Source organism: Streptomyces sp. NBC_00443, assembly GCF_036014175.1.
Lineage (GTDB): Bacteria > Actinomycetota > Actinomycetes > Streptomycetales > Streptomycetaceae > Streptomyces.
Window position 1 is genome coordinate 6073674 of the sequence record NZ_CP107917.1, and the last position, 23637, is coordinate 6097310.

Consider the following 23637-nt stretch of genomic DNA (forward strand, 5'->3'; position numbering starts at 1 on the left):
CGGCTTTCCGTGAAGTTCACTGTGAAGTCGAACCTCGGACGGGGGACAAGCGGGACCTCCCGTGCCAAGCAGCTGGTCCGATGGATAGGGTCCCGAACTAATGGCAGCAGGACGAGAGCGGCGCACGGTGGCCGAGACGTTCACGGCCCGGTTGAAGATGCAGTGGCACCGGGCCCGCGTCGGCGTGCGCAGAAGCGCCGTGGACTACTTCCGCGGTGACGGCTCCGACTGGATCGCGCTGGCCGGCCTGCTGCTGACGGTCCCGCTGATCTGCGCCGTGACGATGGCCAACCCGGTGTGGTTCTCGCCTGCCGCGCTGGTGCTCCCCATCGTCGCGGGCGGACTGCTGCTGCGCCCGGCGAGCCTGCTGGGCCTGTACGCGGCGGCGGCCACGGCCCTCATCGTCGAGTCGGTTCAGCTGGGCCCGTACACGGAGGGCCCGTCCCGCGTCACCCCGGGCGTGGTCCTGGTCGTGGCGGCGTGCGGCTTCTTCGGCCTGCTCATCGCGCAGTTCCGCAGCCGTGTGGGCGTGCCCTGGCGGCGCGGCGGCACGATGCTCTTCGACCTGCGCGAACGCATCCGCGTCCAGAGCAAGCTGCCGCAGCTGCCGCACGGTTGGCATCGCGAGATGGCCCTGCGCCCGGCAGGCGGCCAGTCCTTCTCCGGCGACTTCGTGGTCGCGGCCCGCACGAACGGCGGCCGCACCCTGGAGGTCGTCCTGACGGACGTCTCGGGCAAGGGCATGGACGCGGCCTCCCGAGCCCTGCTCCTCTCAGGAGCCTTCGGCGGCCTGCTCGGCAGCCTGCCCCCACACGCGTTCCTCCCGGCGGCCAACGGCTATCTGCTCCGCCAGGACTGGGACGAGGGCTTCGCCACATCGATCCACCTGGTCCTCGACCTGGACTCGGGCGACTACGAGCTCTACTCCGCGGGCCACCCCCCGGGCCTCCAGCTCAGCGCGGGCAGCGGCCGCTGGGAGGAGAAGGCCGCCGAGGGCCCCCTCCTCGGCGTGTACGACGGGGCCCAGTTCGACCCCGTGAAGGGCTCCCTGCGCCCCGGAGACGTACTGATGCTCTTCACGGACGGACTCGTCGAGACATCGGAACGAGACATCGTCGAGGGCATCGACCGCCTCACCGGCGAAGCCGACCGCTACGTCGCCGGCGGCTTCCACGGCGCAGCCTGGCACCTGATCGAAGCGGTGGCCAAGGACGTCAACGACGACCGAGCCCTCCTCCTGATCTGCCGAGAGGGCCCAACGACCCAGGGAACACCTCGCTGACCGGCGGAGCCCCTGGAGGACGGGAAGGGCAGGGGCGGCGGGGGCGGGACACTGGACGCGTGACCGAGACCTCCCGAACCCCGCTGTCCCTGGCCGCCGTCGAGGACATCGCCCGAACCGCCCACGCGTCCCAGACCGACAAGGCCGGACGCCCCTACAGCGAGCACCTCGCAGCCGTGGCCGAAGGCGTCCGTACACGCGGCGGCGACGAGGACCAGATCGCCGCAGCCTGGCTGCACGACGCCGTGGAGGACGACGCCCTGTCCGGCCAGTGGCTGGCACAGGCCCCTCTGAGCCCGCGCACCAAAGCGATCGTGCTGGCGCTCACCAAGCGCCCCGGAGAGCCCCCCGAGACCTACGCCGCCCGCATCCTCGAAACCCCGGGCGCCCTGCTCGTGAAGCAGGCAGACCTGGCCCACAATGCCGACCCGAACCGCCTCGCCGACCTCGACGAACCGACCCGCAAACGACTGACCGAGAAGTACGCACGGATGCGCGCACTTCTCGGTCTGAAAGCCGACTGATGTCCCACGGCGAAACCCCGATGGACCCGGTCGGGAGTCGACTCAGGCGTTGACCTTCTCGCGCGAGGCGGACCTTTCCCGCTTCTCCCGCTCCCGAGCCACCTCCGCGGCATCCCGCTTGAACGCCCACTCCATCTTCGGCTCCATCGCGAACCGGAACATCCGCTGCACGGGCGCGGTGCACAACAGAGTCACGCCGACGGCCGCGAGCACGGTGACGAAGATCTCGCCGAGCGGCCGCTGCAGCCAGGCGTGCTCGAACCAGCCCTGGTAGTCACCGGCCTTCACCACGAAGCCGTGCAGCAGGTAGCCGTACAGCGTGCCCGCGCCGAGCGCCGTGAACCACATGTGCCGGCGCGGCACCCACGCGAAGAAGCAGGCCGTCAGCAGCAGCGAGCAGCCGAACATCGCCAGCACCATGACCGGCCCGCTCCACCACGGCGCGTCCAGCTCCTGCGCGGCGTCCCGGTGGTAGAACCACGCGGTGTTCATCCGCGGCACCGCCCACCAGGCGAAGGCCAGCGCGACCGCGCCCACCGGCACGGACAGGATCCGCACCGTGCGCGTGCGCACCATGTGGAAGTGCTCGGACTTCATGATCAGGCCCAGCACGAAGTACGGCAGGAACTGCAGAACCCGCTGCAGATCCAGGTCGTCGCCGATCTCCGGAGTGACGGTCCCCGCCATGGCGAGGCCAAGCGCGATCGGCAGCGGCCAGCGCACCATCTTCCAGATGGGGGTGGTCATCCGCCAGATGAACAGCGCACACAGGAACCACGTCAGGTACCACGGGTCCAGCAGGCTGATGTCCTGGCTGGGGTCGTCGTCGATCCAGCGCTTGAAGAGCGGGTACGCCGTCTCGAAGAGGATGTACGGCACGGCGACACCGGTGATCAGCCGCTTCAGCCGGTTGGGACTCGCGTCGAAACTGCGCGAGAAGAAGCCGGAGATGATGATGAACGCCGGCATGTGGAAGGTGTACACGACGGTGTACACGGCCTCCAGGATGCGGCTGTCGCCCTTGATCGGCTCCCAGGCGTGGCCTATGGCGACGAGCACGATCGCCAGGTACTTGGCGTTGTCGAAGAACGCGTCGCGCTGCTTGGCACCGCCGGACGCGGGTCTGTTGTCCGCCTGAGCCTTCTTGTTCTGCGGCGAGCGCGGACTCGGCACTCCGTCCGCCGACGACTCTGCCGGGGGGAGTGGCGCTCTGTTGTGGCCGTGCGGTCGCAGCGAGTTGTTCACAGACCCTCCCACCGGAAGCCGGGGGAGTCGATCCAGGCCCTCGCTGCGCATGCGGGGGACGAGGCAGCATGGAACATCTGAGGCACCCTAGCGTCGCCTATGGGATTTCGTAAAACCTGCGAGGTCGTTCCCGGTTATTGCGTTCGAACTCGCGTGTACAACGAACATGCACCTGGCAGACACCTGTTGGACACCCTCCTTGTCCGGATTCATCCCGACTAAAAGGTGCATATGGCCAGGAGCCGACTCCGATGGAATGATCAACTCACTCACAATTCGAATTGCCGGCGAACACGTTGTGTGCCGATGGAAACGAACCCGTCGAATTCTCTCCGCCGGTGTTCCCTCGAATTGCTGTACCGGCGCAACGCGAGAGGTGACCGCGTCCGGCCCACCCGCACAGATCCGGCACAGGTGTGGCGAACGAAACGTCACGTGCCGCATAGCGGGGCCCGGTTGGTGGCACGATGGTTCTGGCGGGGGTGCGCGGGGTTGCATCCCCGGGCCGGGAGAGCGGACCGACCGAGGGTGTGATCTGTTGTGGCCATTTCGCTGTCAGTGGTGTTGCTGTTGGCGATCGTCTTGGTGGTGCTGATCCGTGGCGGATCCCTGAAGGCCGGCCCCGCCGTCGTCGCCGTGCTGTTCGGCTTCTTCCTCGCCTCGACAGGCATGGCCGACGACATCCAGCGGTTCCTCAACTCGATAGCGGAGACCATCAACTCGATCCAGTTCTAGGTCCGTCAGGCGGCTCCGGGGCCCGTGGGGCGGCCCGGAACGGTACGGGTACCCTCGTTAGAGATCGTCGAACGGGGCGGCGTACGGGATGGCCGCGCGCGAGACGGACCAGCCGAGGTGGATGGCTACCGCATCGAGGACCGTCTCGGCTCCGGCGGCATGGGGGGGCGACCTGTCCCGCTCCGCCTCCGACCGCCGCCTCGCCCTCAAGGCCGTGCACGCGCAGTACACCGACGACGAGTTCCGCACCCTCCGCCAGGTCAGCGGCGCCTTCACCGCTCCCGTCGTGGACGCGCACGCCGACGCCGACGCGCCGCGCCGCGCCCTGGATGGCCTCGCTCTACATCCCGGGCATCGCGCGGGGATGGCCCACCGGGACCTGAAACCGGCCAATGTCGTCGAGGACGGTCCCCGCGCCATCGACTTCGGCGCCACGAAAGTCGGGAGTGGGGAAGGGCACACCACCCTTCCACCCCAAGTCCCGCCCTGCACCGGACGAGTTGCTGGGGCTGCTGCGCGACGGCCGCATCCCGGAGCCGACGCAGGCGGACGAGGAGACCTCACCCGTACCAGCGCCCAGCCGCCGCAGACACCTGTGGCCGGCCGTCGCGTTGGGCGCCGCGCCCCGCGCCGTCACCACCGTCGCAGTGACGGATGACGACTCCGCTCCGGCCGACCTGCCGCTGGGCTGGCAGGCCTGGCACAAAAAGTCGAACGACCCGGGCGTCGGCAAGGAGCCATCGGCCCCGGCCGGTCCCTTCAGCCGCTGTATCGCCTCAGGTGCGTCGCTGGTGTGCGCGGGCGACGAGGTCATGGCGGCCCGGTTCGCCCTGGCCGACGGCGGCAACACCTGGGCCCGCCCCGATGCGGCTCGGCACGGGTGGCAGGCACCGCACGATGACCTTGCTCAACGCGCCCTCGGCCGTCCTGACGACCGTACGGCTGTCCAAGGCCCAGCCCGAGGGCTCCACCCCGGTCCTCCGGCGCGGCACTCTCTGCTTCCCGCTCACCAGCGGCGGCATCTCCGCCCCACCGGTCCTCGTCGGCGACGCCCCCTACGTCCGTACGGCACCCGTTCGGTCTACCCCGTGGACGTACGCGATCTCCGGCCGGGCGGCTGAAACGATCAGGGCCAGGCGGAGGAATCATCCTCTGACCTGGCCCTGAGCCGTATGGAGCGGGCGACGGGAATCGAACCCGCGTAGCTAGTTTGGAAGACTAGGGCTCTACCATTGAGCTACGCCCGCACGCGACGCGCCGCAGGTTAGGTGACCGCGGCACAAAGGCATCGTAGCGGGTCGGCACCCCGCACCGCACACCCCGTTAATGCGGCGGCCGCGCTGCCTGGGGGCATGTACCCTACGTGTCGCACCAGCACGGGGTGTGGCGCAGCTTGGTAGCGCGTCCGCTTTGGGAGCGGAAGGCCGTGGGTTCAAATCCCGCCACCCCGACCAGGACCGGTCAAGACCGGCCACATGTGTGACGACCTCGTGTGATCGCGTCCAGTGATCGCCTTTGGGGCGTGTCGCCGCTGCCGTTACTATGCAAGCTGCACGCCCGTGTGTCTCTCCATCTGATGAAGTCCTCCCGGGCGGCGAAATCCGCCGGACCAGTCTGGTCCCGGCAGAACCCAAGAAGTCAGCCACAAGGAGACCGAACCGTGAAGAGCGCCGTGGAGACCCTGAACCCGACTCGGGTTCGGCTCACTGTCGAGGTGCCCTTCGAGGAGCTCAAGGACAGCCTCGACGCGGCGTACAAGAAGATCAACCAGCAGGTCACGGTGAAGGGCTTCCGCAAGGGCAAGATCCCGGCCCGCGTCATCGATCAGCGGTTCGGCCGTGGCGCCGTGCTGGAGGAAGCCGTCAACGACGCGCTGCCGAAGTTCTACACCGAGGCGGTCAACGAGGCCGACCTCAACGTCCTGGGCCAGCCCGAGGTCGACATCACCGAGCTGAAGGACGGCGAGACGCTGAACTTCACCGCCGAGGTCGACATCCGCCCGACCATCGAGATCCCGGACTACTCCGGCATCGAGGTCGAGGTCGACGCGGTCGAGGTCACCGACGAGGACATCGAGAAGTCGGTCGAGCAGCTCCGCGAGCGCTTCGCTTCCACCTCTCCGGTCGAGCGTGCCGCCGAGGACGGCGACGTCGTCACGATCGACCTGCAGGCCAAGGTCGACGACGAGGTCCTGGAGGACGGCGTCGCCGAGGGCGTCTCCTACACCATCGGCTCCGGTGAGCTGCTGGAGGGCATCGACGACGCCGTGAAGGGCCTCGAGGCCGGTGCGGAAGCCACCTTCGCCTCCGAGCTCAAGGGCGGCTCGGCGGCCGGCAAGGAGGCCGAGGTCACCGTCAAGGTCACCCAGGTCGCCGCCCGCGAACTGCCCGAGCTGGACGACGAGTTCGCGCAGCTCGCCTCCGAGTTCGACACCCTGGACGAGCTCAAGGCCGACAGCCGCAAGCGCCTCGAGAACATGAAGCAGTACGACCAGGCCACGCAGGCCCAGGAGCGCGTCCTGGAGAAGCTGCTGGAGCTCGTCGAGGTGCCCGTCCCCGAGAAGCTCCTCGAGGACGAGATCAACACCCGTAAGCACAACCTCGAGCACCACCAGCTCGGCCAGATGGGTCTCGACCTCGAGAAGTACCTCGAGATCCAGGGCAAGACGGTCGAGGAGTTCGACGCCGAGACCAAGGAAGCCGCGGTCAAGGGCATCAAGACGCAGTTCGTCCTCGACGAGCTCGTCAAGCAGGAGAAGCTGAACGTCAACCAGGAGGAGCTCACCGAGCACCTCATGCGCCGCGCCGCCTCCTCCGGCATGTCCCCCGACCAGTTCGCCCAGGCGGTCGTCGAGGGCGGCCAGGTTCCGCTCCTGGTCGGCGAGGTCGCCCGCGGCAAGGCCCTGGCCGTCGTGGTCGAGAAGGCCGTGGTCAAGGACACCAACGGCGAGGTCATCGACCTGGACGACGAGGACGAGACCGAGCAGGCCACCGAGACGGTGGAAGCCGCCGAGGGCACCGCTGACGAGGCCGCCGAGGAGAAGTCCGAGGGCTGAGCCCACGGAGCCTTGTAGGCCGTAGGAAGGGCCCTGGGGGTGCACCCCCAGGGCCCTTCTTCAGCTACGGCCGGGCAACGTCCCCCAAGGTGCGCGGGGAACGGCGGGACCAGCACCCGCGACCGGTAGCCGCCCACTGTCAGCCGAAGCTGTGGGGAGAAATTCGGCCCACCCGGCGGAGCGCATGCGCTCACAGCGAACACCCGCGGAACCGGGATTGCAGCACAGGGCCACCGCGTTAGGGTCCATGAGTATGAGGGCAGGGAAGCCCCCGTTGCCCGCAGAACACGTAAGACGGCCCGGCGCCGTCGTAAGACGAGCAGGTGGATACGTGACGAATCTGATGCCCTCCGCCGCCGGCGAGCCCTCCATCGGCGGTGGCCTCGGTGACCAGGTCTACAACCGGCTGCTCGGCGAGCGGATCATCTTCCTCGGCCAGCCGGTCGACGACGACATCGCCAACAAGATCACTGCGCAGCTGCTGCTCCTTGCCGCCGAACCGGACAAGGACATCTTCCTGTACATCAACAGCCCCGGCGGTTCGATCACGGCCGGCATGGCGATCTACGACACCATGCAGTACATCAAGAACGACGTGGTGACCATCGCCATGGGCCTCGCCGCCTCGATGGGACAGTTCCTGCTCAGCGCGGGTACCCCGGGCAAGCGCTTCGCCCTGCCGAACGCCGAGATCCTGATCCACCAGCCCTCCGCGGGCCTGGCGGGCTCGGCCTCCGACATCAAGATCCACGCCGAGCGGCTGCTGCACACGAAGAAGCGCATGGCCGAGCTCACGTCACAGCACACGGGCCAGTCGATCGAGCAGATCACCCGCGACTCGGACCGCGACCGCTGGTTCGACGCCTTCGAGGCCAAGGAGTACGGCCTCATCGACGACGTGATGCCCACGGCCGCCGGTATGCCGGGCGGCGGCGGCACCGGGGCCTGAGCCCCACCGCGGGGCACACACACCCCCGCAGCGCCCCCAGCCGACCGCCCAAGCCCCTAGGAGACAGACAGTGAACGACTTCCCCGGCAGCGGCCTGTACGACCGCACACGCGCCGAGTACACGGGTCCCGCCGCCGAGTCCCGCTACGTCATCCCGCGGTTCGTGGAGCGCACCTCGCAGGGCATCCGCGAGTACGACCCGTACGCGAAGCTCTTCGAGGAGCGCGTGATCTTCCTCGGCGTGCAGATCGACGACGCCTCCGCCAATGACGTCATGGCGCAGCTGCTGTGCCTGGAGTCGATGGACCCCGACCGGGACATCTCGGTCTACATCAACAGCCCGGGCGGCTCCTTCACCGCGCTCACGGCCATCTACGACACGATGCAGTTCGTGAAGCCGGACGTCCAGACGGTCTGCATGGGCCAGGCGGCCTCCGCCGCGGCCGTCCTGCTGGCCGCAGGCACGCCCGGCAAGCGCATGGCGCTGCCGAACGCCCGTGTGCTGATCCACCAGCCGTACAGCGAGACCGGCCGCGGTCAGGTCTCCGACCTGGAGATCGCCGCGAACGAGATCCTGCGGATGCGCTCGCAGCTGGAGGACATGCTGGCCAAGCACTCCACCACGCCGCTCGAGAAGATCCGCGAGGACATCGAGCGCGACAAGATCCTCACGGCCGAGGACGCGCTGTCGTACGGGCTGATCGACCAGATCATCTCCACCCGGAAGATGAACAACGCGGACGTTAGCTGACGCGGACCCGGTAGTGTCTGCTGCCCCTTGGCATGGTTTGGGACGGTGCACGTCAAAGTGAACCGCGCCAAGGGGGGCCCGAACGGGGGGCCAGGCAAGGTACCGTCGACATAAGGCAGCACCAGGAGCCGCTGGATTCGAAATCGTCCAGTCGTCTCCCAGGCGAAGGGGAAGCACACCGTGGCACGCATCGGTGACGGCGGCGATCTGCTCAAGTGCTCGTTCTGCGGCAAGAGCCAGAAGCAGGTCAAGAAGCTCATCGCAGGCCCTGGTGTGTATATCTGCGACGAGTGCATCGATCTCTGCAACGAGATCATCGAGGAAGAGCTCGCGGAGACCAGTGAGGTCCGCTGGGAGGAACTGCCCAAGCCGCGCGAGATCTACGAGTTCCTCGAGGGCTATGTGGTCGGCCAGGAACCAGCCAAGAAGGCGCTCTCCGTCGCCGTCTACAACCACTACAAGCGCGTGCAGGCCGGCGAGAACGGCGGCGGTCAAAGCCGCGAGGACGCCATCGAGTTGGCGAAGTCCAACATCCTGCTGCTGGGACCCACGGGCTCCGGGAAGACGCTGCTCGCCCAGACCCTGGCCCGCATGCTGAACGTCCCCTTCGCCATCGCGGACGCGACGGCGCTGACGGAGGCCGGGTACGTCGGCGAGGACGTCGAGAACATCCTGCTGAAGCTGATCCAGGCGGCCGACTACGACGTCAAGAAGGCCGAGACCGGGATCATCTACATCGACGAGATCGACAAGGTCGCCCGGAAGAGCGAAAACCCCTCGATCACGCGTGACGTGTCCGGCGAGGGTGTCCAGCAGGCCCTGCTGAAGATCCTTGAGGGCACCACGGCCTCGGTCCCGCCGCAGGGCGGCCGTAAGCACCCGCACCAGGAGTTCATCCAGATCGACACGACGAACGTCCTGTTCATCGTGGGCGGCGCGTTCGCCGGCCTGGAGAAGCTCATCGAGTCCCGGGCCGGCGCCAAGGGCATCGGCTTCGGCGCGACGATCCGCTCCAAGCGTGAGCTGGAGGCCAAGGACCAGTTCGAGGACGTCATGCCGGAGGACCTGGTCAAGTTCGGCATGATCCCCGAGTTCATCGGCCGCCTTCCCGTCATCACCTCGGTCCACAACCTGGACCGCGAGGCGCTCCTCCAGATCCTGGTCGAGCCGCGCAACGCCCTCGTCAAGCAGTACCAGCGCCTCTTCGAACTCGACGGCGTGGAACTCGACTTCGAGCGCGAGGCCCTGGAGGCCATCGCCGACCAGGCCATCCTCCGCCAGACCGGCGCGCGCGGCCTGCGCGCCATCATGGAGGAGGTCCTGATGTCGGTGATGTACGAGGTGCCGTCCCGCAAGGACGTCGCCCGGGTCGTCATCACGGCCGAGGTCGTCCAGTCGAACGTGAACCCGACGCTGATCCCGCGAGAGGCGCGCCGCGGACCGGGCGAGCAGAAGTCGGCGTAGCCGCACCGCAGTACCGCAGACGTACGAAGGGGCCCCGGTCGAGAGACCGGGCCCCTTCGTAGTCGGCGCGTGCGGCGTCAGGCCTTTTCGCGGACTTCCTGGCGCAGCTTGCTGGTGAGGTCGACGGCGGTGTCCTTGCCGACGCCCGTGCCGGTGTTGTCACCGGGCGAGACCATGGCGACCGTGCTGTAGTCGGCCCAGGCGCAGAACCAGTCGATGGACTGCCTCTTGGTGAGTGCGTTGGTGGCCTTGGTCGACTGGCACTTGGCAACCGCGCCGTCGATCTCGACCTCCTCGGGCTCGCCCACCAGCTCGGCGTTCCGCATGGTGGGCGAGTCATCCGAAGAGCTCTCCTTGACCTCCTTCTGGATGGAGGCGAAGAACTTGTCCAGGGTCGACTGGGGGTCCGCGATCTCTCCGTAACCGCCCACCATCGTGACGCCCTTGGCGGCGAGCAACTCCGCCTGATCAGGAATGGTGCTGGGGTCCTGTGGGTCGTAGTTGCTGAAGTCGGCGGTGGACCAACTCCCGACGACGACCGTCCCGTTCTTGACGCCGCTCTTCTCCATGTCCTTCACGGTGTCGGCGTCGGAGGACTGGTTGCTTTCACCGACCCGCTTGTACTCACTGAGCACCGTCGCCGGCGTAGCCAGCTTGTGCGCCCCGTCGTCCTCGAGGTTGCCCGCGCCGCCGCCGCTGCTACCGCCCAGCACGAAGTACGCCCCCACGCCGATCGCGACCACGACGGCCACCGCGCCGATGATCAGGCCCGCTTTCTTGCCGCCGCCACCCGGGGCCGGCGGGTGCGGCATGCCGTACTGGGGCGGCTGCTGTCCGTACTGGGGCTGCTGGCCGTAGGGGTTCGGCTGCTGGGGCGGGACGCCCGGGGGCTGCTGCGGGTAGCCGTAACCAGGCTGGGGCTGCGCCGGCGGGGCCTGCTGGGGGTAGCCGTAGCCGGGCTGGGGCGCCTGCGGCTGCTGGCCGTAGGGACCGGGCTGCTGAGGCTGCCCGCCGTACGGACCGGGCTGCTGGGGCTGCCCGCCGTACGGGCCCGGCTGGTTGTAGCTCATTTCTGGGTTCCCCTCCAGATGCTTATGTGTTCCTGACATCCTGGCTCAGACTCAGGCAACGCATGGCATCGGGGTGCCCACCGTTACAGAACAAACGCGTTTCGGGACAGGCCCGCGACACCCCTAAACTGAGCGGGTGACCGAGAACGCTCAGCAGCAGCCACCAGCGCCCGACACCGAACTGCCGACCCAGTACGCGCCGGCCGACGTAGAGGGGCCGCTGTACGAGCGCTGGGTGGAGCGGGGTTACTTCGAGGCGGACGCGAAGAGCGACAAGCCGCCGTACACCGTCGTCATCCCGCCGCCGAACGTCACGGGCAGCCTGCACCTCGGGCACGCCTTCGAGCACACCCTCATCGACGCCCTGACGCGTCGTAAGCGCATGCAGGGTTACGAGACGCTGTGGCAGCCCGGCATGGACCATGCCGGCATCGCCACGCAGAACGTCGTCGAGCGCGAGCTGGGGAAGGAAGGCAAGTCCCGGCACGACCTCGGGCGTGAGGCCTTCGTCGAGCGCGTCTGGCAGTGGAAGGGCGAGTCCGGCGGGCAGATCAGCGGCCAGATGCGCCGCCTCGGCGACGGCGTCGCCTGGTCGCGCGAGCGGTTCACCATGGACGAGGGGCTGTCCAAGGCCGTCCAGACCATCTTCAAGCGCCTCTACGACGACGAGCTGATCTACCGCGCCGAGCGCATCATCAACTGGTGCCCGCGCTGTCTGACGGCCATCTCGGACATCGAGGTCGAGTACCAGGACGACGACGGCGAACTCGTCTCCATCCGGTACGGCGACGGCGATGACGCCATCGTCGTGGCGACGACCCGCGCCGAGACGATGCTCGGCGACACCGCGGTCGCCGTCCACCCCGATGACGCGCGGTACCGCCACCTCCTCGGCCGCGACATCGAGCTGCCGCTCACCGGCCGCCGTATCCCCGTCGTCGCCGACGAGCACGTCGACCCCGAGTTCGGCACGGGTGCCGTCAAGGTCACCCCGGCCCACGACCCGAACGACTTCGAGATCGGCCGGCGTCACGACCTGCCGTCCCTCACGGTGATGGACGAGCACGCCGTCATCACGGCCCACGGCCCCTTCGAGGGCCTGGACCGCCTGGAGGCCCGCTCGGCCATCGTCGCCGCGCTGCGCGCCGAGGGCCGGATCGTCGCCGAGAAGCGGCCGTACGTCCACTCCGTCGGCCACTGCTCGCGCTGCAAGACCACCATCGAGCCGCGGCTGTCCATGCAGTGGTGGGTCAAGGTCGGCCCGCTCGCCAAGGCCGCCGGTGACGCGGTCCGTGACGGCAAGGTCAAGATCCATCCGCAGGAGATGGAGAAGCGGTACTTCGACTGGGTCGACAACCTCCACGACTGGTGCATCTCGCGGCAGTTGTGGTGGGGTCACCGCATCCCGGTCTGGTACGGCCCGGACGGCGAGGTCGTCTGCGTCGGCCCCGACGACGAGGTCCCGACCGGCGAGGGCTGGCACCAGGACACCGACGTCCTCGACACCTGGTTCTCCTCCGGCCTGTGGCCCTTCTCCACCCTCGGCTGGCCCGAACAGACCGATTCGCTAGCGAAGTTCTACCCGAACTCCGTCCTGGTCACCGGCTACGACATCCTCTTCTTCTGGGTCGCCCGGATGATGATGTTCGGCCTGTACGCGATGGACGGCACCCCGCCGTTCCACACCATCGCCCTGCACGGCATGGTCCGCGACCAGTTCGGCAAGAAGATGTCGAAGTCCTTCGGCAACGCGGTCAATCCGCTGGACTGGATGGACAAGTACGGCAGCGACGCGCTCCGCTTCACCCTGGCCCGCGGCGCCAACCCGGGCGTCGACGTCCCGATCGGCGAGGACTGGGTCCAGGGCTCCCGGAACTTCGCCAACAAGATCTGGAACGCCACCCGTTTCGCGCTGATGAACGGCGCCACGGTCGACGGCCCGCTGCCGGAGCCGTCGGCGATGTCGTCGACGGACCGCTGGATCCTGTCCCGCCTGAACTCCGTCGTCGCCGAAGTCGACGCGTTCTACGAGGACTTCCAGTTCGCGAAGCTGTCCGACGCGCTCTTCCACTTCGCGTGGGACGAGGTCTTCGACTGGTACGTCGAGTTGTCGAAGACGACGTTCCAGGCGGGCGGCGAGGCGGCAGAGGTCTCCAAGCGCGTCCTCGGCGAGGTCCTCGACGTCACCCTCAAGCTGCTGCACCCGGTGGTCCCGTTCGTCACGGAGACGCTGTGGACCACGCTGACGGGCGGCGAGTCGATCGTGATCGCCGAGTGGCCGAAGGACAGCGGCTTCCGTGACGCCCCGGCCGAGCAGGAGATCGCCGTTCTCCAGCAGGTCACCACTGAGGTCCGCCGCTTCCGCGCCGACCAGGGCCTCCAGCCGGGCCAGCGCGTCCCGGCCCGCCTGACCCTGGACGGCACGGCCCTCGCCCCGCACGAGCCGGCCATCCGCCAGCTGCTCCGCCTCCAGCCGGAGGGCGAGTCCTTCACGGCCACGGCGACCCTGCCGGTCGCGGGCGCGGAGGTCGCGCTCGACCTCTCCGGCGTGATCGACGTCGCGGCCGAGCGCAAGCGCCTGGCGAAGGACCTCGCGGCGGCCGAGAAGGAGAAGGCCCAGGCGAACGCCAAGCTCGGCAACGAGGCCTTCCTCGCGAAGGCGCCGGACAACGTCGTGGACAAGATCCGCGGCCGCCTGGCGAAGGCGGAGGAGGACATCGCGCGGATCGCCGCGCAGCTGGATCGGCTGCCGCAGGCGTAGGTGTTCGTACGTCGAGGAAGGCCCCCGGAGCTTCTTGGCTCCGGGGGCCTTCGCAGACTCTCCTGGGGGCGCGGGGCTGTATCGATGTGCGGCTCCACCGCGTGGGCGCGACCAGCCATCACGCACCCGCACCCGCTACGCAGCACCACGCACCCCACTCCCTGGGCGCGCTGTCAGTCCCCGTCCGTAGACTGACCCCGTGAGCGACCAGAACGAGCCCGACCCCCTCGACGAGCCCGACCCCCTCGACCCCTTCGAAGAGATCATCGCGGCGGAGACCGACCGCGACCCGGATCTCGCGGTCATCGAGGCCGGCAGCCGCACCCTGCGCACCCAGGGCGGCCCGCCGAGCGCCGACGTGCCCGCACGCCCCGAGGACCCCGAGGTCGACAAGGCGCTGCGCGAGGTCGAGGCGGAGCTCGCCACCCGCTGGGGCGAGACCAAGCTGGAGCCGTCCGTCACCCGGATCGCCGCGCTCATGGACGTGCTGGGCGACCCGCAGCGGGCGTACCCCTCCATCCACATCACCGGCACCAACGGCAAGACGTCGACCGCCCGCATGATCGAGGCCCTCCTGGGCGCCTTCGAGCTGCGCACCGGCCGCTACACCTCTCCGCACGTCCAGTCGATCACCGAGCGGATCAGCCTCGACGGGGCGCCGATCTCGGCCGAGCGGTTCATCGAGACGTACCAGGACATCCGGCCGTACATCGAGATGGTCGACTCGCAGCAGGAGTACCGGCTGTCCTTCTTCGAGGTGCTGACGGGCATGGCGTACGCCGCCTTCGCCGACGCGCCCGTGGATGTGGCCGTCGTGGAGGTGGGGATGGGCGGCTCCTGGGACGCCACGAACGTCATCGACGGTGATGTCGCCGTCGTGACCCCCATAGACCTCGACCACACCGACCGGCTCGGCGGCACTCCGGGCGAGATCGCCGGTGAGAAGGCCGGGATCATCAAGCAGGACGCCACCGTGATCATGGCCCAGCAGCCGGTGGACGCGGCGCAGGTGCTGCTGAAGAAGGCCGTGGAGGTCGACGCCACCGTCGCGCGCGAGGGCCTGGAGTTCGGGGTTGTGTCGCGTCAGGTCGCCGTCGGCGGGCAGTTGGCGACCCTGCGCGGTCTGGGCGGTGAGTACCCCGAGGTGTACCTGCCGCTGCACGGCGCGCACCAGGCGCACAACGCCGCCGTCGCCCTCGCCGCCGTGGAGGCCTTCTTCGGCGTCGGCGCCGCGCGGGCCGAGCCGCTGGACATCGACACGGTCCGCAAGGCGTTCGCGGCCGTCTCCTCGCCGGGCCGTATGGAGGTCGTACGGCGCTCGCCGACCGTCGTGCTCGACGCCGCCCACAACCCGGCGGGCGCGCGGGTGATCGCCGAGGCGGTCGGGGAGGCCTTCGACTTCAGCCGGCTGATCGGGGTCGTCGGCGCGAGCGGCGACAAGAACGTGCGGGGGCTGCTGGAGGCCTTCGAGCCGATCTTCGCCGAGGTCGTCGTCACGCAGAACTCCTCCCATCGCGCCATGGACGCCGACGAACTGGCCGCCATCGCCGTCGAGGTGTTCGGCGACGACCGCGTGCAGGTCGAGCCGCGGCTGCCGGACGCGCTGGAGGCCGCGATCACGCTGGCCGAGGAGGAGGGCGAGTTCACGGGCGGCGGTGTGCTCGTCACCGGGTCCGTCATCACGGTCGGCGAAGCCCGGCTGCTGCTGGGGAAGGGCTGAGTTCGAAGATGCGTACGCTCTGTTCCTCGACCCTGATCGGCGAGTTCTTCGTCATCGGCTTCGCCGGTCTGGTCGCCATGAAGGATCCCGACCTGTCCATGTCGACGGTGTGGACGGTCAGCGGGATCGCGATGTTCCTGTGCCTGCTGCTGTGCGGCCTGGTGACCCGGCCCGGCGGCGTCGCCCTCGGCTGGGCCCTGCAGATCGCCCTCATCGCCTCCGGCTTCGTCGTCCCGTCGATGTTCTTCCTGGGCGCGGTGTTCGCGGCGCTGTGGTGGGCGTCGGTGCACTACGGCAGAAAGGTCGACGAGGCGAAGGCGCGCTTTGCGGCGCAAGGGGACAAAACCAGCCCTTCCGGAGCCTGAGGACGAGGCCGTCGAGGCCGATCGCAACCCTGGGGGACAGCCCTCGGGGCCGGCGACCTGCACAGGCTGACACTCCGTGACGAGAGCCCAGCTCAGCCCTGTAACCTCGTCCCACCGCACACCTGTAGGTAATAAGGAGCTCGTCGTGACCCAGCGCACCCTCGTCCTGCTCAAGCCCGACGCAGTCCGCCGCGGCCTGACCGGCGAGATCATCAGCCGGATCGAGCGCAAGGCCGGCTGGCAGATCACCGCGCTGGAGCTGCGCACCCTGGACCAGGAGACCCTGGAGCAGCACTACGGCGAGCACAAGGGCAAGCCCTTCTACGAGCCGCTGGTGGAGTTCATGGCCTCCGGCCCGGTCGTGGCCCTGATCGTCGAGGGTGAGCGGGTCATCGAGGGGCTGCGCGCGCTGGCCGGTCCGACCGACCCGATCGCCGCGGCGCCCGGCTCCATCCGTGGTGACTTCGGCGTGATCGTCCGTGAGAACCTCATCCACGCCTCCGACTCCGAGGAGTCAGCGGAGCGTGAGGTGAAGATCTTCTTCCCGGGCCGCTCCTGACCCCCACACCCGGCCCGAACTGGGACGGTCGAAGAAACCCGGCCGCCCAGCGGCATATGCGTGGCGATCGAGGGAACGAGTGCCTCCGATGGCCCGTCTCCACAAGCGAGGCGACTCGCCATCTGCTGACAATGGCGAAGACCCTCCCGCAGTGTTCGCGAAGGCGCGTCTACGATAGAAGCCTTCACGTCACAGCACCTACTTCGCCGACCTGAAAAGCCATCAAAAGCTCCCAGGAAGGCCAGACGAATCCTGATGGGGAACTCAATGTCGTTCATCGGCCGTGACATGGCTGTCGACCTCGGGACCGCCAACACGCTGGTGTACGTCAGGGGTCGCGGGATCGTACTCAACGAGCCGTCCGTCGTCGCGATCAACACCAACACCGGTGGCATTCTCGCGGTCGGCGCCGAAGCGAAGAAGATGATCGGGCGCACGCCCGGCAACATCGTTGCCGTACGTCCGCTGAAGGACGGCGTCATCGCCGACTTCGAGATCACCGAGCGGATGCTCCGTTACTTCATCCTGAAGATCCACAAGCGACGGTATCTGGCTCGTCCGCGGGTCGTCGTCTGTGTGCCCTCCGGCATCACGGGCGTCGAGCGCCGCGCCGTCATCGAGGCGTCGTCCCAGGCCGGCGCCCGCCAGGTGCACATCATCGAGGAGCCCATGGCCGCGGCCATCGGCTCCGGCCTGCCGGTCCACGAGGCCACGGGCAACATGGTGGTCGACATCGGCGGCGGCACCACGGAGGTCGCGGTCATCTCCCTCGGCGGCATCGTCACCGCCCAGTCCATCCGCGTCGCGGGCGACGAACTGGACAACGCGATCATCCAGCACATCAAGAAGGAGTACTCCCTTCTGCTGGGTGAGCGGACGGCCGAGCAGATCAAGATCACGATCGGTTCGGCGTACGACCTCGATGCTGACGAACACACCGAAATCCGTGGCCGGGACCTCGTCTCCGGGCTGCCGAAGACCGTCGTCATCTCAGCGGCCGAAGTACGCAAGGCCATCGAGGAACCGGTCAACGCGATCGTGGACGCCGTGAAGACGACCCTCGACAAGTGCCCGCCGGAGCTGTCCGGCGACATCATGGACCGAGGAATCGTTCTGACCGGCGGCGGCGCCCTGCTGCGCGGCCTCGACGAGCGGCTGCGCCGCGAGACCGGCATGCCGATCCACATCGCCGAGGACCCGCTGGACAGCGTGGCGCTCGGCTCGGGCAAGTGCGTCGAGGAGTTCGAGGCGTTGCAGCAGGTGCTGGACGCCCAGCCGCGCAGATGACGTAACTCTTCGATTCCGCCGTACGGGATGATCTCCTCTCGTACGGCGGATCGTTGATATAGAGGCATAAGCTCCCTGAAGGGCCTCGCAACTTCGAACCTCCGGAGTTCGACACTTCGCAGGGAACCTCCGCATACAAGCTCCGCATACCAACTCCGCTTACAAGTTCGTAGCCAAACTCCGCATAGGGAGCCCCTCGGGTTTACCGGGGGTTTCCCGAATTCCTACTGAGGAAGGGCACGGCCGCCGCACGTGAGGGACACACGAGAGAGCCGGCTGCTCCTGGTGCTGCTGGTCGCCATCGCGTTCGCGCTGATCACGGTGGACATCCGCGGCGGTGTGGATTCGCCGGTCGACGGTGCCCGCCATGCCGCCGCCACGGTCTTCGGCCCGATCGAGGACGGCGTGTCGGCCGCGGTGAACCCGGTCGGCAACGCGGTCGCCGCGATCCGCGACTCCGGTGAGCGCCACGACCGGCTCGCCCGGCTGGAGCAGGAGAACGCCGCTCTCAAGGCCAAGCTCGGCAGTGACGACCGCAACCGCAGCCGTCTGAAACAACTGGACAAGGTGCTGAAGGTCGCGGGCGCAGGCCAGTACGGCATCAAGGGCGCGGAGGTCATCGCGATAGGAGCGGCCCAGGGCTTCTCCTGGACGATCACCATCGACGTCGGCGTGAACGACGGCATCCAGCGCGACATGACCGTCCTGAACGGGGACGGGCTGGTCGGGCGGGTCACCACCGTCGGCCCGAACACCGCGACCGTGCTCCTCGCCAACGACCCCGACTTCACCGTCGGCACGCGCATGGAGGCCAACGACGAGCTCGGCTTCGCCTCCGGCCAGGGCGACCGGCCGCTGCGCGTCGAACTCCTCAACGGCAAGGCCGAGGTGAAGAAGGGCGACCGGCTCGTGACCTTCGGCTCGCAGGCCGACAAGCCGTTCGTGCCCGGCGTCCCCGTCGGCGTGGTCTCCCGCGTCGACCCGTCCGGGGGCAACCTGACCCGCACCCTGTACGTCACGCCGTACGTCGGCTTCAGCAAGCTCGACATCGTCGGCGTCGTCGTCCAGGCCCCCGCGAAGGACCCGCGCGACACGGTGCTCCCCGACAAGCCCGAGCCGACCCCCACGCCGACCGTGACGGTCACCGTCACTCCGGGCGCCGAGGACCCGGCCGACGGCCAGAACCAGCCGCAGGCGGACGGTCAGGACCAGCCGGAGGCCGACGGTGAGAACCAGCCGCAGGCCGACGGCCAGGATCCGCCTCCGGCCGACGGCCGGAACCAGTACGAGCAAGACGTGTACGAGCAAGAGCAGTAGGAGCTGAAGCCAGATGCGCGTCAACCGAGTCCTGCTCTCCTCCTCCCTGGTCGTCGTCGCCCTGGTGATCCAGGTCAGCGTCCTGGCCCGCCTCCACCTCCCGGGCGCCGTCCCCGATCTGCTGCTGCTCACGGTCCTGGGCCTCGCCATGGTCTACGGCCATGTCGGCGGCGCCCTCGTCGGCTTCGGCGCCGGTCTGCTCGCCGACCTCGTCCCGCCCGCCGACCATGCCGCAGGCCGCTATGCGCTGGTGCTGTGCGTCATCGGCTATCTCGCCGGGCTCATCAAGCCGGACCACGGCCGGCTCAAGTCGGCCACCGGGCCGATGGTCGTCGTGGTCGTCGCCGCGATCGGCACGACCTTGCTGTACGCCGGTGTCGGCGCCCTCGTCGGGGACACCGCCGCCCGCCATGTCGGCCTGGGCAGCCTGCTGTTCACGGCCGCGCTGTACGACCTGCTGCTCGCCCCGTTCGTCGTCCCGGGGATCATGGCGCTGGCCCGGCGGGCGGAGAACGATCCGCTCGCCGACAGCAAGTCCCAGGCGAAGAAGGCCGACATCTCCACCGGCTGGCTCTCCGGCGGCACCGGCCTGCGGATCGGCGGCCAGCGCGGCGGGATGGGGGGCCTGAAGGGCGGGCTCAAGGGCGGGCTGAAGGTGAAGGCGGTGCGGGCGCGGACGGCGCGCGCCGGGCGCATCAAGGGGGTCAAGCGGCTGTGAGGGCAGGGGAGTTCACCCGGACGGGTGAGTCCAGGAGGAACCGGGCCCCGCGGGCCGGACGTTCATCACTCGTACCCGCAGTCGTAGGCGGCGTCGTGCACAGAGTCGTACACACACAGAAGCATCCGTACTCGTACTCGTACTGAGAGGGGGAGGCAGCCGCAGTGAGCAACATCCCCGAGACCGGCCGGACGCCCCGCGTCCAGATCCGGCTCGTCGTCATCCAGATCCTCGTCCTCTCCCTCCTGGGCACCCTGGGCGGGCGCCTGTGGTACCTGCAGATCCGCGAGGGCGACGCGTACGCCAAGGAGGCGTCCGGCAACCACGTCCAGCAGGTCGTGCAGCCCGCCGTGCGCGGCTCGATCCTGGACGCGCGCGGAGTGCCGCTCGCGGACAACGAGACGCGGCTGGTGGTCTCCGCCTCCCGCACCGACCTGCTGAAGATGAAGGACGACGGCGAAGGCGTCCTCACCAAGCTGGCCAAGGTGCTCGGCATGAAGCGCGAGGACGTGATGGGCAAGGTCCGGCTGTGCGACGCCGAGACCCCACAGCCCTGCTGGAATGGCTCGCCGTACCAGCCCATCCCCATCACCGACGAGGCCACCCCCAAGCAGGCCCTGCAGATCCGTGAGCGTGCCGAGGACTTCCCCGGCATCAACGCCGAGCCACAGGCCCTGCGCCGGTACCCGAGCCCCGGCAATTCCAACACCGCCCAGGTCCTCGGCTACCTCTCCCCGGTCACCGACGAGGAGCTCCAGCAGGCCCAGGACACCGACTCGCCGTACCTGCGCTCCGACCAGGTCGGCCGCTCCGGCCTGGAGCGGAAGTACGACAAGCAACTGCGCGGCAAGGCCGGCGTCACCCGCTACGAGGTCGACAACCTCGGCCGGGTCATCGGCCAGGCCAAGGCGGATGCCGCGCAGCCCGGGGCCAACCTCGTCACCAGCATCGACGCCCGCGTGCAGCGGGTCGCCGAGTACGAGCTGAACGAGGCCATGAAGGAAGCCCGCAAGGAGTGGGACCGCAACACCAACGAGCGGTACAAGGCCGACTCGGGCGCGGTCGTGGTGATGGAGGCCAAGACCGGCCGCGTCGTCGCCATGGCGTCCAACCCGTCGTACGACCCGAACGCCTGGGTGGGCGGCATCTCCGCCAAGGACTACAAACAGCTCACCGGCAAGGCCTCCAACTACCCGCTGCTCAACAGGGCGATCCAGGGCCAGTCGGCCCCCGGCTCCATCTTCAAGGTCGTCCCGACGGCCGCCGCGGTCAACGCGGGCTACTCCTTCGACGGCCCGTACGAGTGCTCCAGCTCGTATGCGATCGGCGGCCAGGTCTTCAAGAACTTCGAGTCCAAGGGGTACGGCCCGATCAGCCTCGGCCGCGCCCTGGAGGTCTCCTGCGACACCGTCTTCTACCGCCTCTCCCACGAGGAGTGGAAGCGGGACGGCGGCACCAAGCCGAAGAAGAACGCGGGCGACTGGTTCTACAAGACCGCCCACCAGTTCGGCCTCGGCGCCGAGACCGGCATCGACCTTCCCAACGAGGTCACCGGCCGCATCCCCGACCGCCAGTGGAAGCAGGACTACTGGAAGGCCAACAAGGACGCCTGGTGCAAGTACGGCAAGAAGGACGGCAGCTACGCCGAGAAGATTGCCTACGAGAACTGCCTCGAAGGCAACCGGCTGCGCGCCGGTGACTCCGTCAACTACTCCATCGGCCAGGGTGACACCCTCGTCACCCCCATCCAGATGGCGACCATCTACTCGGCCATCTCCAACGGCGGCACTCTCTACGACCCCTCGGTCGGCAAGGCCGTCGTCAGCCCCGACGGCAAGAGCGTCGAGGAGATCAAGCCCAAGTCCCACGGCAAGCTGCCCATGAGCAAGCAGACGCTGGCCGCGATGGACGACGCCCTCGCGGGAGTCGCCACGCGCGGTACCGCCGCCTGGCGGTTCGCGCAGGTCGGCTGGCCGCAGGACAAGATCCCCATGCACGCCAAGACCGGTACCGCCGAGGTCTACGGCAAGCAGACGACCTCGTGGTTCGCGACGTACACCAAGGACTACTCGATCGTCATGACGATCTCCCAGGGTGGTACGGGTTCCGGCGCCTCGGGTCCGGCCGTGCGCAACATCTACGACGCCCTGTACGGCGTCTCCGACGACGGCGCGATCAACAAGAAGAACGCGCTGCTGGCCACCCCGGAGAAGAACCTGCCGAAGGTCCGCACCGACGGCACCATCGCCTCGCCGAAGGTCTCCAAGGACCCGGCGAAGGAGCAGCGGGCCGGCCAGAAGGGCGAGGCCGAGCCGGACGAGCAGCAGATCGCCGGGACCGTCGCGCCGCCGACGACCGAGAACCGGGACACCCGGCGCAGACGACGCAGGGGCCGTGGGCGCGGAAGCCGGAGGATGCTCACATGACCGGCGCCAACAGTTTCCAGGTCTCCGGGTACGGGCCCGAACGGGCGGGCTGGACCCGCCTGTTCGCCCGCGACTCGCTCGCCCGCCGGCTCGACTGGCCGATACTGCTGGCGGCGATCGGCCTGTCGCTGATCGGCTCGATCCTCGTCTTCTCGGCGACACGCAACCGCACCGAGCTCAATCAGGGCGACCAGTACTACTTCCTGATCCGGCACATCCTGAACACCGGCATCGGGGTCGCGCTGATGGTCGGGACGGTCTGGCTGGGGCACCGCACCCTGCGCACGGCCGTGCCGATCCTGTACGGCTTCTCGGTGTTCCTGATCCTGCTGGTGCTCACCCCGCTCGGCTCCACGATCAACGGCGCCCACTCCTGGATCAAGCTTCCCGGCGGCTTCTCGCTCCAGCCCTCGGAGTTCGTGAAGGTCACGATCATCCTGGGCATGGCGATGCTGCTGGCGACGAGAGTGGACGCGGGGGACAAGCAGTACCCGGACCACCGCACGGTCGTGCAGGCGCTGGGCCTGGCCGCGGTGCCGATGCTGATCGTGCTGCTCATGCCCGACCTCGGGTCGGTCATGGTGATGGTGGTGATCGTGCTGGGCGTGCTGCTCGCGTCCGGTGCCTCCAACCGCTGGGTCTTCGGGCTGATCGGTGCGGGCACCATGGGGGCGATCGCGGTCTGGCAGCTGGGCGTCCTGGACGACTACCAGATCGCCCGCTTCGCGGCCTTCGCCAACCCGGAGCTCGACCCGGCGGGCGTCGGCTACAACACCAACCAGGCGCGGATCGCGATCGGTTCCGGCGGGCTCATGGGCGCCGGACTGTTCCACGGCTCGCAGACCACCGGCCAGTTCGTGCCGGAGCAGCAGACCGACTTCGTGTTCACCGTGGCGGGGGAGGAACTGGGCTTCCTCGGCGGCGGGCTGATCCTCCTCCTCCTCGGCGTGATCCTGTGGCGCGCCTGCCGTATCGCCCGCGAGACCACCGAGCTGTACGGGACGATCGTCGCGGCGGGGATCGTGGCGTGGTTCGCCTTCCAGGCGTTCGAGAACGTCGGGATGACGCTGGGGATCATGCCGGTGACCGGTCTGCCACTGCCCTTCGTGTCGTACGGAGGGTCGTCGATGTTCGCGGTATGGGTGGCGGTGGGGTTGCTGCAGTCGATCCGGGTGCAACGTCCGTTGTCGGCGTGAGCATGGGGCTGGGCCGATGCGGCCCGTGCGGTGTTGTATCGGGCTGCGGTGGTCGGCCGAATGGGCGCCGCGCCGTCCCCATGACCGGCACGCATGACCGGCACGGCGGTGCCCCGGCCGGCCGCCCGGTGTCCAGCCGCAGAACTGGACTCCATCAGCCAGTTTCCCAGCCGTCGCCCCCTGTTGTCCCGGCGGTCATGGCTGGTGAGCTCT

The 23637-nt window shown here is 68.6% G+C and carries 20 protein-coding genes and 2 tRNA genes; 19 read left to right on the forward strand and 3 right to left on the reverse strand.

The window, feature by feature from the left end; genetic code table 11:
• The first annotated feature begins 100 nt into the window (after positions 1-100).
• A complete protein-coding gene (locus OHO27_RS27520) occupies positions 101-1282 on the forward strand; it encodes a PP2C family protein-serine/threonine phosphatase (protein ID WP_328427650.1) in 1182 nt (393 codons plus the stop codon).
• A 59-nt stretch (positions 1283-1341) separates the two neighbouring features.
• Positions 1342-1806, forward strand: coding sequence for an HD domain-containing protein (locus tag OHO27_RS27525; RefSeq protein WP_328427651.1), 465 nt, complete (start codon positions 1342-1344; stop codon positions 1804-1806).
• Positions 1807-1848: 42 nt separating this feature from the next.
• Here the strand turns inward: OHO27_RS27525 and OHO27_RS27530 are convergent, their stop codons facing one another.
• Entirely contained in the window at positions 1849-2979 is a 1131-nt protein-coding gene (locus OHO27_RS27530; protein ID WP_328427652.1) for an acyltransferase family protein, read from the reverse strand.
• A 612-nt stretch (positions 2980-3591) separates the two neighbouring features.
• On the opposite strand from OHO27_RS27530, the gene OHO27_RS27535 reads away from it, so the two are divergent.
• The 3 genes from OHO27_RS27535 (at position 3592) to OHO27_RS27545 (ending at position 4953) form a co-directional block, all read left to right on the forward strand.
• Complete coding sequence (locus OHO27_RS27535; RefSeq protein WP_004001285.1) at positions 3592-3786, forward strand: hypothetical protein; 195 nt, start codon at positions 3592-3594, stop codon at positions 3784-3786.
• Positions 3787-3907: 121 nt separating this feature from the next.
• Positions 3908-4444: a hypothetical protein gene (locus OHO27_RS27540; protein WP_328427653.1), complete on the forward strand. Its 537-nt coding sequence runs from the start codon at positions 3908-3910 to the stop codon at positions 4442-4444.
• A gap of 239 nt (positions 4445-4683) precedes the next feature.
• Positions 4684-4953 (forward strand): hypothetical protein, encoded by a 270-nt coding sequence (locus OHO27_RS27545; protein ID WP_328427654.1) that lies wholly within the window; start codon positions 4684-4686, stop codon positions 4951-4953.
• A 6-nt stretch (positions 4954-4959) separates the two neighbouring features.
• Here the strand turns inward: OHO27_RS27545 and OHO27_RS27550 are convergent.
• Positions 4960-5033 (reverse strand) — tRNA-Gly (locus OHO27_RS27550).
• 130 nt (positions 5034-5163) lie between these two features.
• Here OHO27_RS27550 and OHO27_RS27555 point away from each other — a divergent pair.
• From OHO27_RS27555 to clpX, 5 genes are all read left to right on the forward strand, one after another.
• Positions 5164-5240: transfer RNA gene (locus OHO27_RS27555), tRNA-Pro, on the forward strand.
• 206 nt (positions 5241-5446) lie between these two features.
• Positions 5447-6841 (forward strand): trigger factor, encoded by a 1395-nt coding sequence (gene tig, locus OHO27_RS27560; protein ID WP_328427655.1) that lies wholly within the window; start codon positions 5447-5449, stop codon positions 6839-6841.
• A gap of 343 nt (positions 6842-7184) precedes the next feature.
• Entirely contained in the window at positions 7185-7790 is a 606-nt protein-coding gene (locus tag OHO27_RS27565; RefSeq protein ID WP_328430572.1) for an ATP-dependent Clp protease proteolytic subunit, read from the forward strand.
• A 70-nt stretch (positions 7791-7860) separates the two neighbouring features.
• The gene (locus tag OHO27_RS27570; protein WP_328427656.1) at positions 7861-8541 is read left to right on the forward strand and encodes an ATP-dependent Clp protease proteolytic subunit; all 681 of its coding nucleotides are present in this window, start codon (positions 7861-7863) and stop codon (positions 8539-8541) included.
• A gap of 180 nt (positions 8542-8721) precedes the next feature.
• Entirely contained in the window at positions 8722-10005 is a 1284-nt protein-coding gene (gene clpX / locus OHO27_RS27575; protein WP_328427657.1) for an ATP-dependent Clp protease ATP-binding subunit ClpX, read from the forward strand.
• A gap of 77 nt (positions 10006-10082) precedes the next feature.
• Here the strand turns inward: clpX and OHO27_RS27580 are convergent, their stop codons facing one another.
• Positions 10083-11075, reverse strand: coding sequence for a hypothetical protein (locus OHO27_RS27580; protein WP_328427658.1), 993 nt, complete (start codon positions 11073-11075; stop codon positions 10083-10085).
• Positions 11076-11211: 136 nt separating this feature from the next.
• On the opposite strand from OHO27_RS27580, the gene OHO27_RS27585 reads away from it, so the two are divergent.
• The 9 genes from OHO27_RS27585 to rodA all read left to right on the forward strand — a co-directional run bounded on the left by OHO27_RS27585 (position 11212) and on the right by rodA (position 23424).
• On the forward strand, positions 11212-13836 hold the full coding sequence (locus tag OHO27_RS27585; RefSeq protein WP_328427659.1) for a valine--tRNA ligase: 2625 nt from the start codon (positions 11212-11214) through the stop codon (positions 13834-13836).
• 199 nt (positions 13837-14035) lie between these two features.
• On the forward strand, positions 14036-15556 hold the full coding sequence (gene folC, locus OHO27_RS27590; protein WP_328427660.1) for a bifunctional tetrahydrofolate synthase/dihydrofolate synthase: 1521 nt from the start codon (positions 14036-14038) through the stop codon (positions 15554-15556).
• 8 nt (positions 15557-15564) lie between these two features.
• A complete protein-coding gene (locus OHO27_RS27595; RefSeq protein WP_328427661.1) occupies positions 15565-15921 on the forward strand; it encodes a DUF4233 domain-containing protein in 357 nt (118 codons plus the stop codon).
• Positions 15922-16066: 145 nt separating this feature from the next.
• Positions 16067-16480 (forward strand): nucleoside-diphosphate kinase, encoded by a 414-nt coding sequence (ndk, locus tag OHO27_RS27600; protein ID WP_328427662.1) that lies wholly within the window; start codon positions 16067-16069, stop codon positions 16478-16480.
• Positions 16481-16747: 267 nt separating this feature from the next.
• Positions 16748-17767, forward strand: coding sequence for a rod shape-determining protein (locus OHO27_RS27605; RefSeq protein ID WP_004931372.1), 1020 nt, complete (start codon positions 16748-16750; stop codon positions 17765-17767).
• 252 nt (positions 17768-18019) lie between these two features.
• The gene (gene mreC, locus OHO27_RS27610; RefSeq protein ID WP_328427663.1) at positions 18020-19084 is read left to right on the forward strand and encodes a rod shape-determining protein MreC; all 1065 of its coding nucleotides are present in this window, start codon (positions 18020-18022) and stop codon (positions 19082-19084) included.
• Between the two features lie 13 nt (positions 19085-19097).
• A complete protein-coding gene (gene mreD / locus OHO27_RS27615) occupies positions 19098-19802 on the forward strand; it encodes a rod shape-determining protein MreD (protein ID WP_328427664.1) in 705 nt (234 codons plus the stop codon).
• A gap of 164 nt (positions 19803-19966) precedes the next feature.
• Positions 19967-22228: a penicillin-binding protein 2 gene (gene mrdA, locus OHO27_RS27620; protein WP_328427665.1), complete on the forward strand. Its 2262-nt coding sequence runs from the start codon at positions 19967-19969 to the stop codon at positions 22226-22228.
• Positions 22225-23424: a rod shape-determining protein RodA gene (rodA, locus tag OHO27_RS27625; RefSeq protein WP_328427666.1), complete on the forward strand. Its 1200-nt coding sequence runs from the start codon at positions 22225-22227 to the stop codon at positions 23422-23424. The genes mrdA and rodA overlap by 4 nt, the downstream gene beginning before the upstream one ends.
• The last annotated feature ends 213 nt before the right edge of the window (positions 23425-23637 follow it).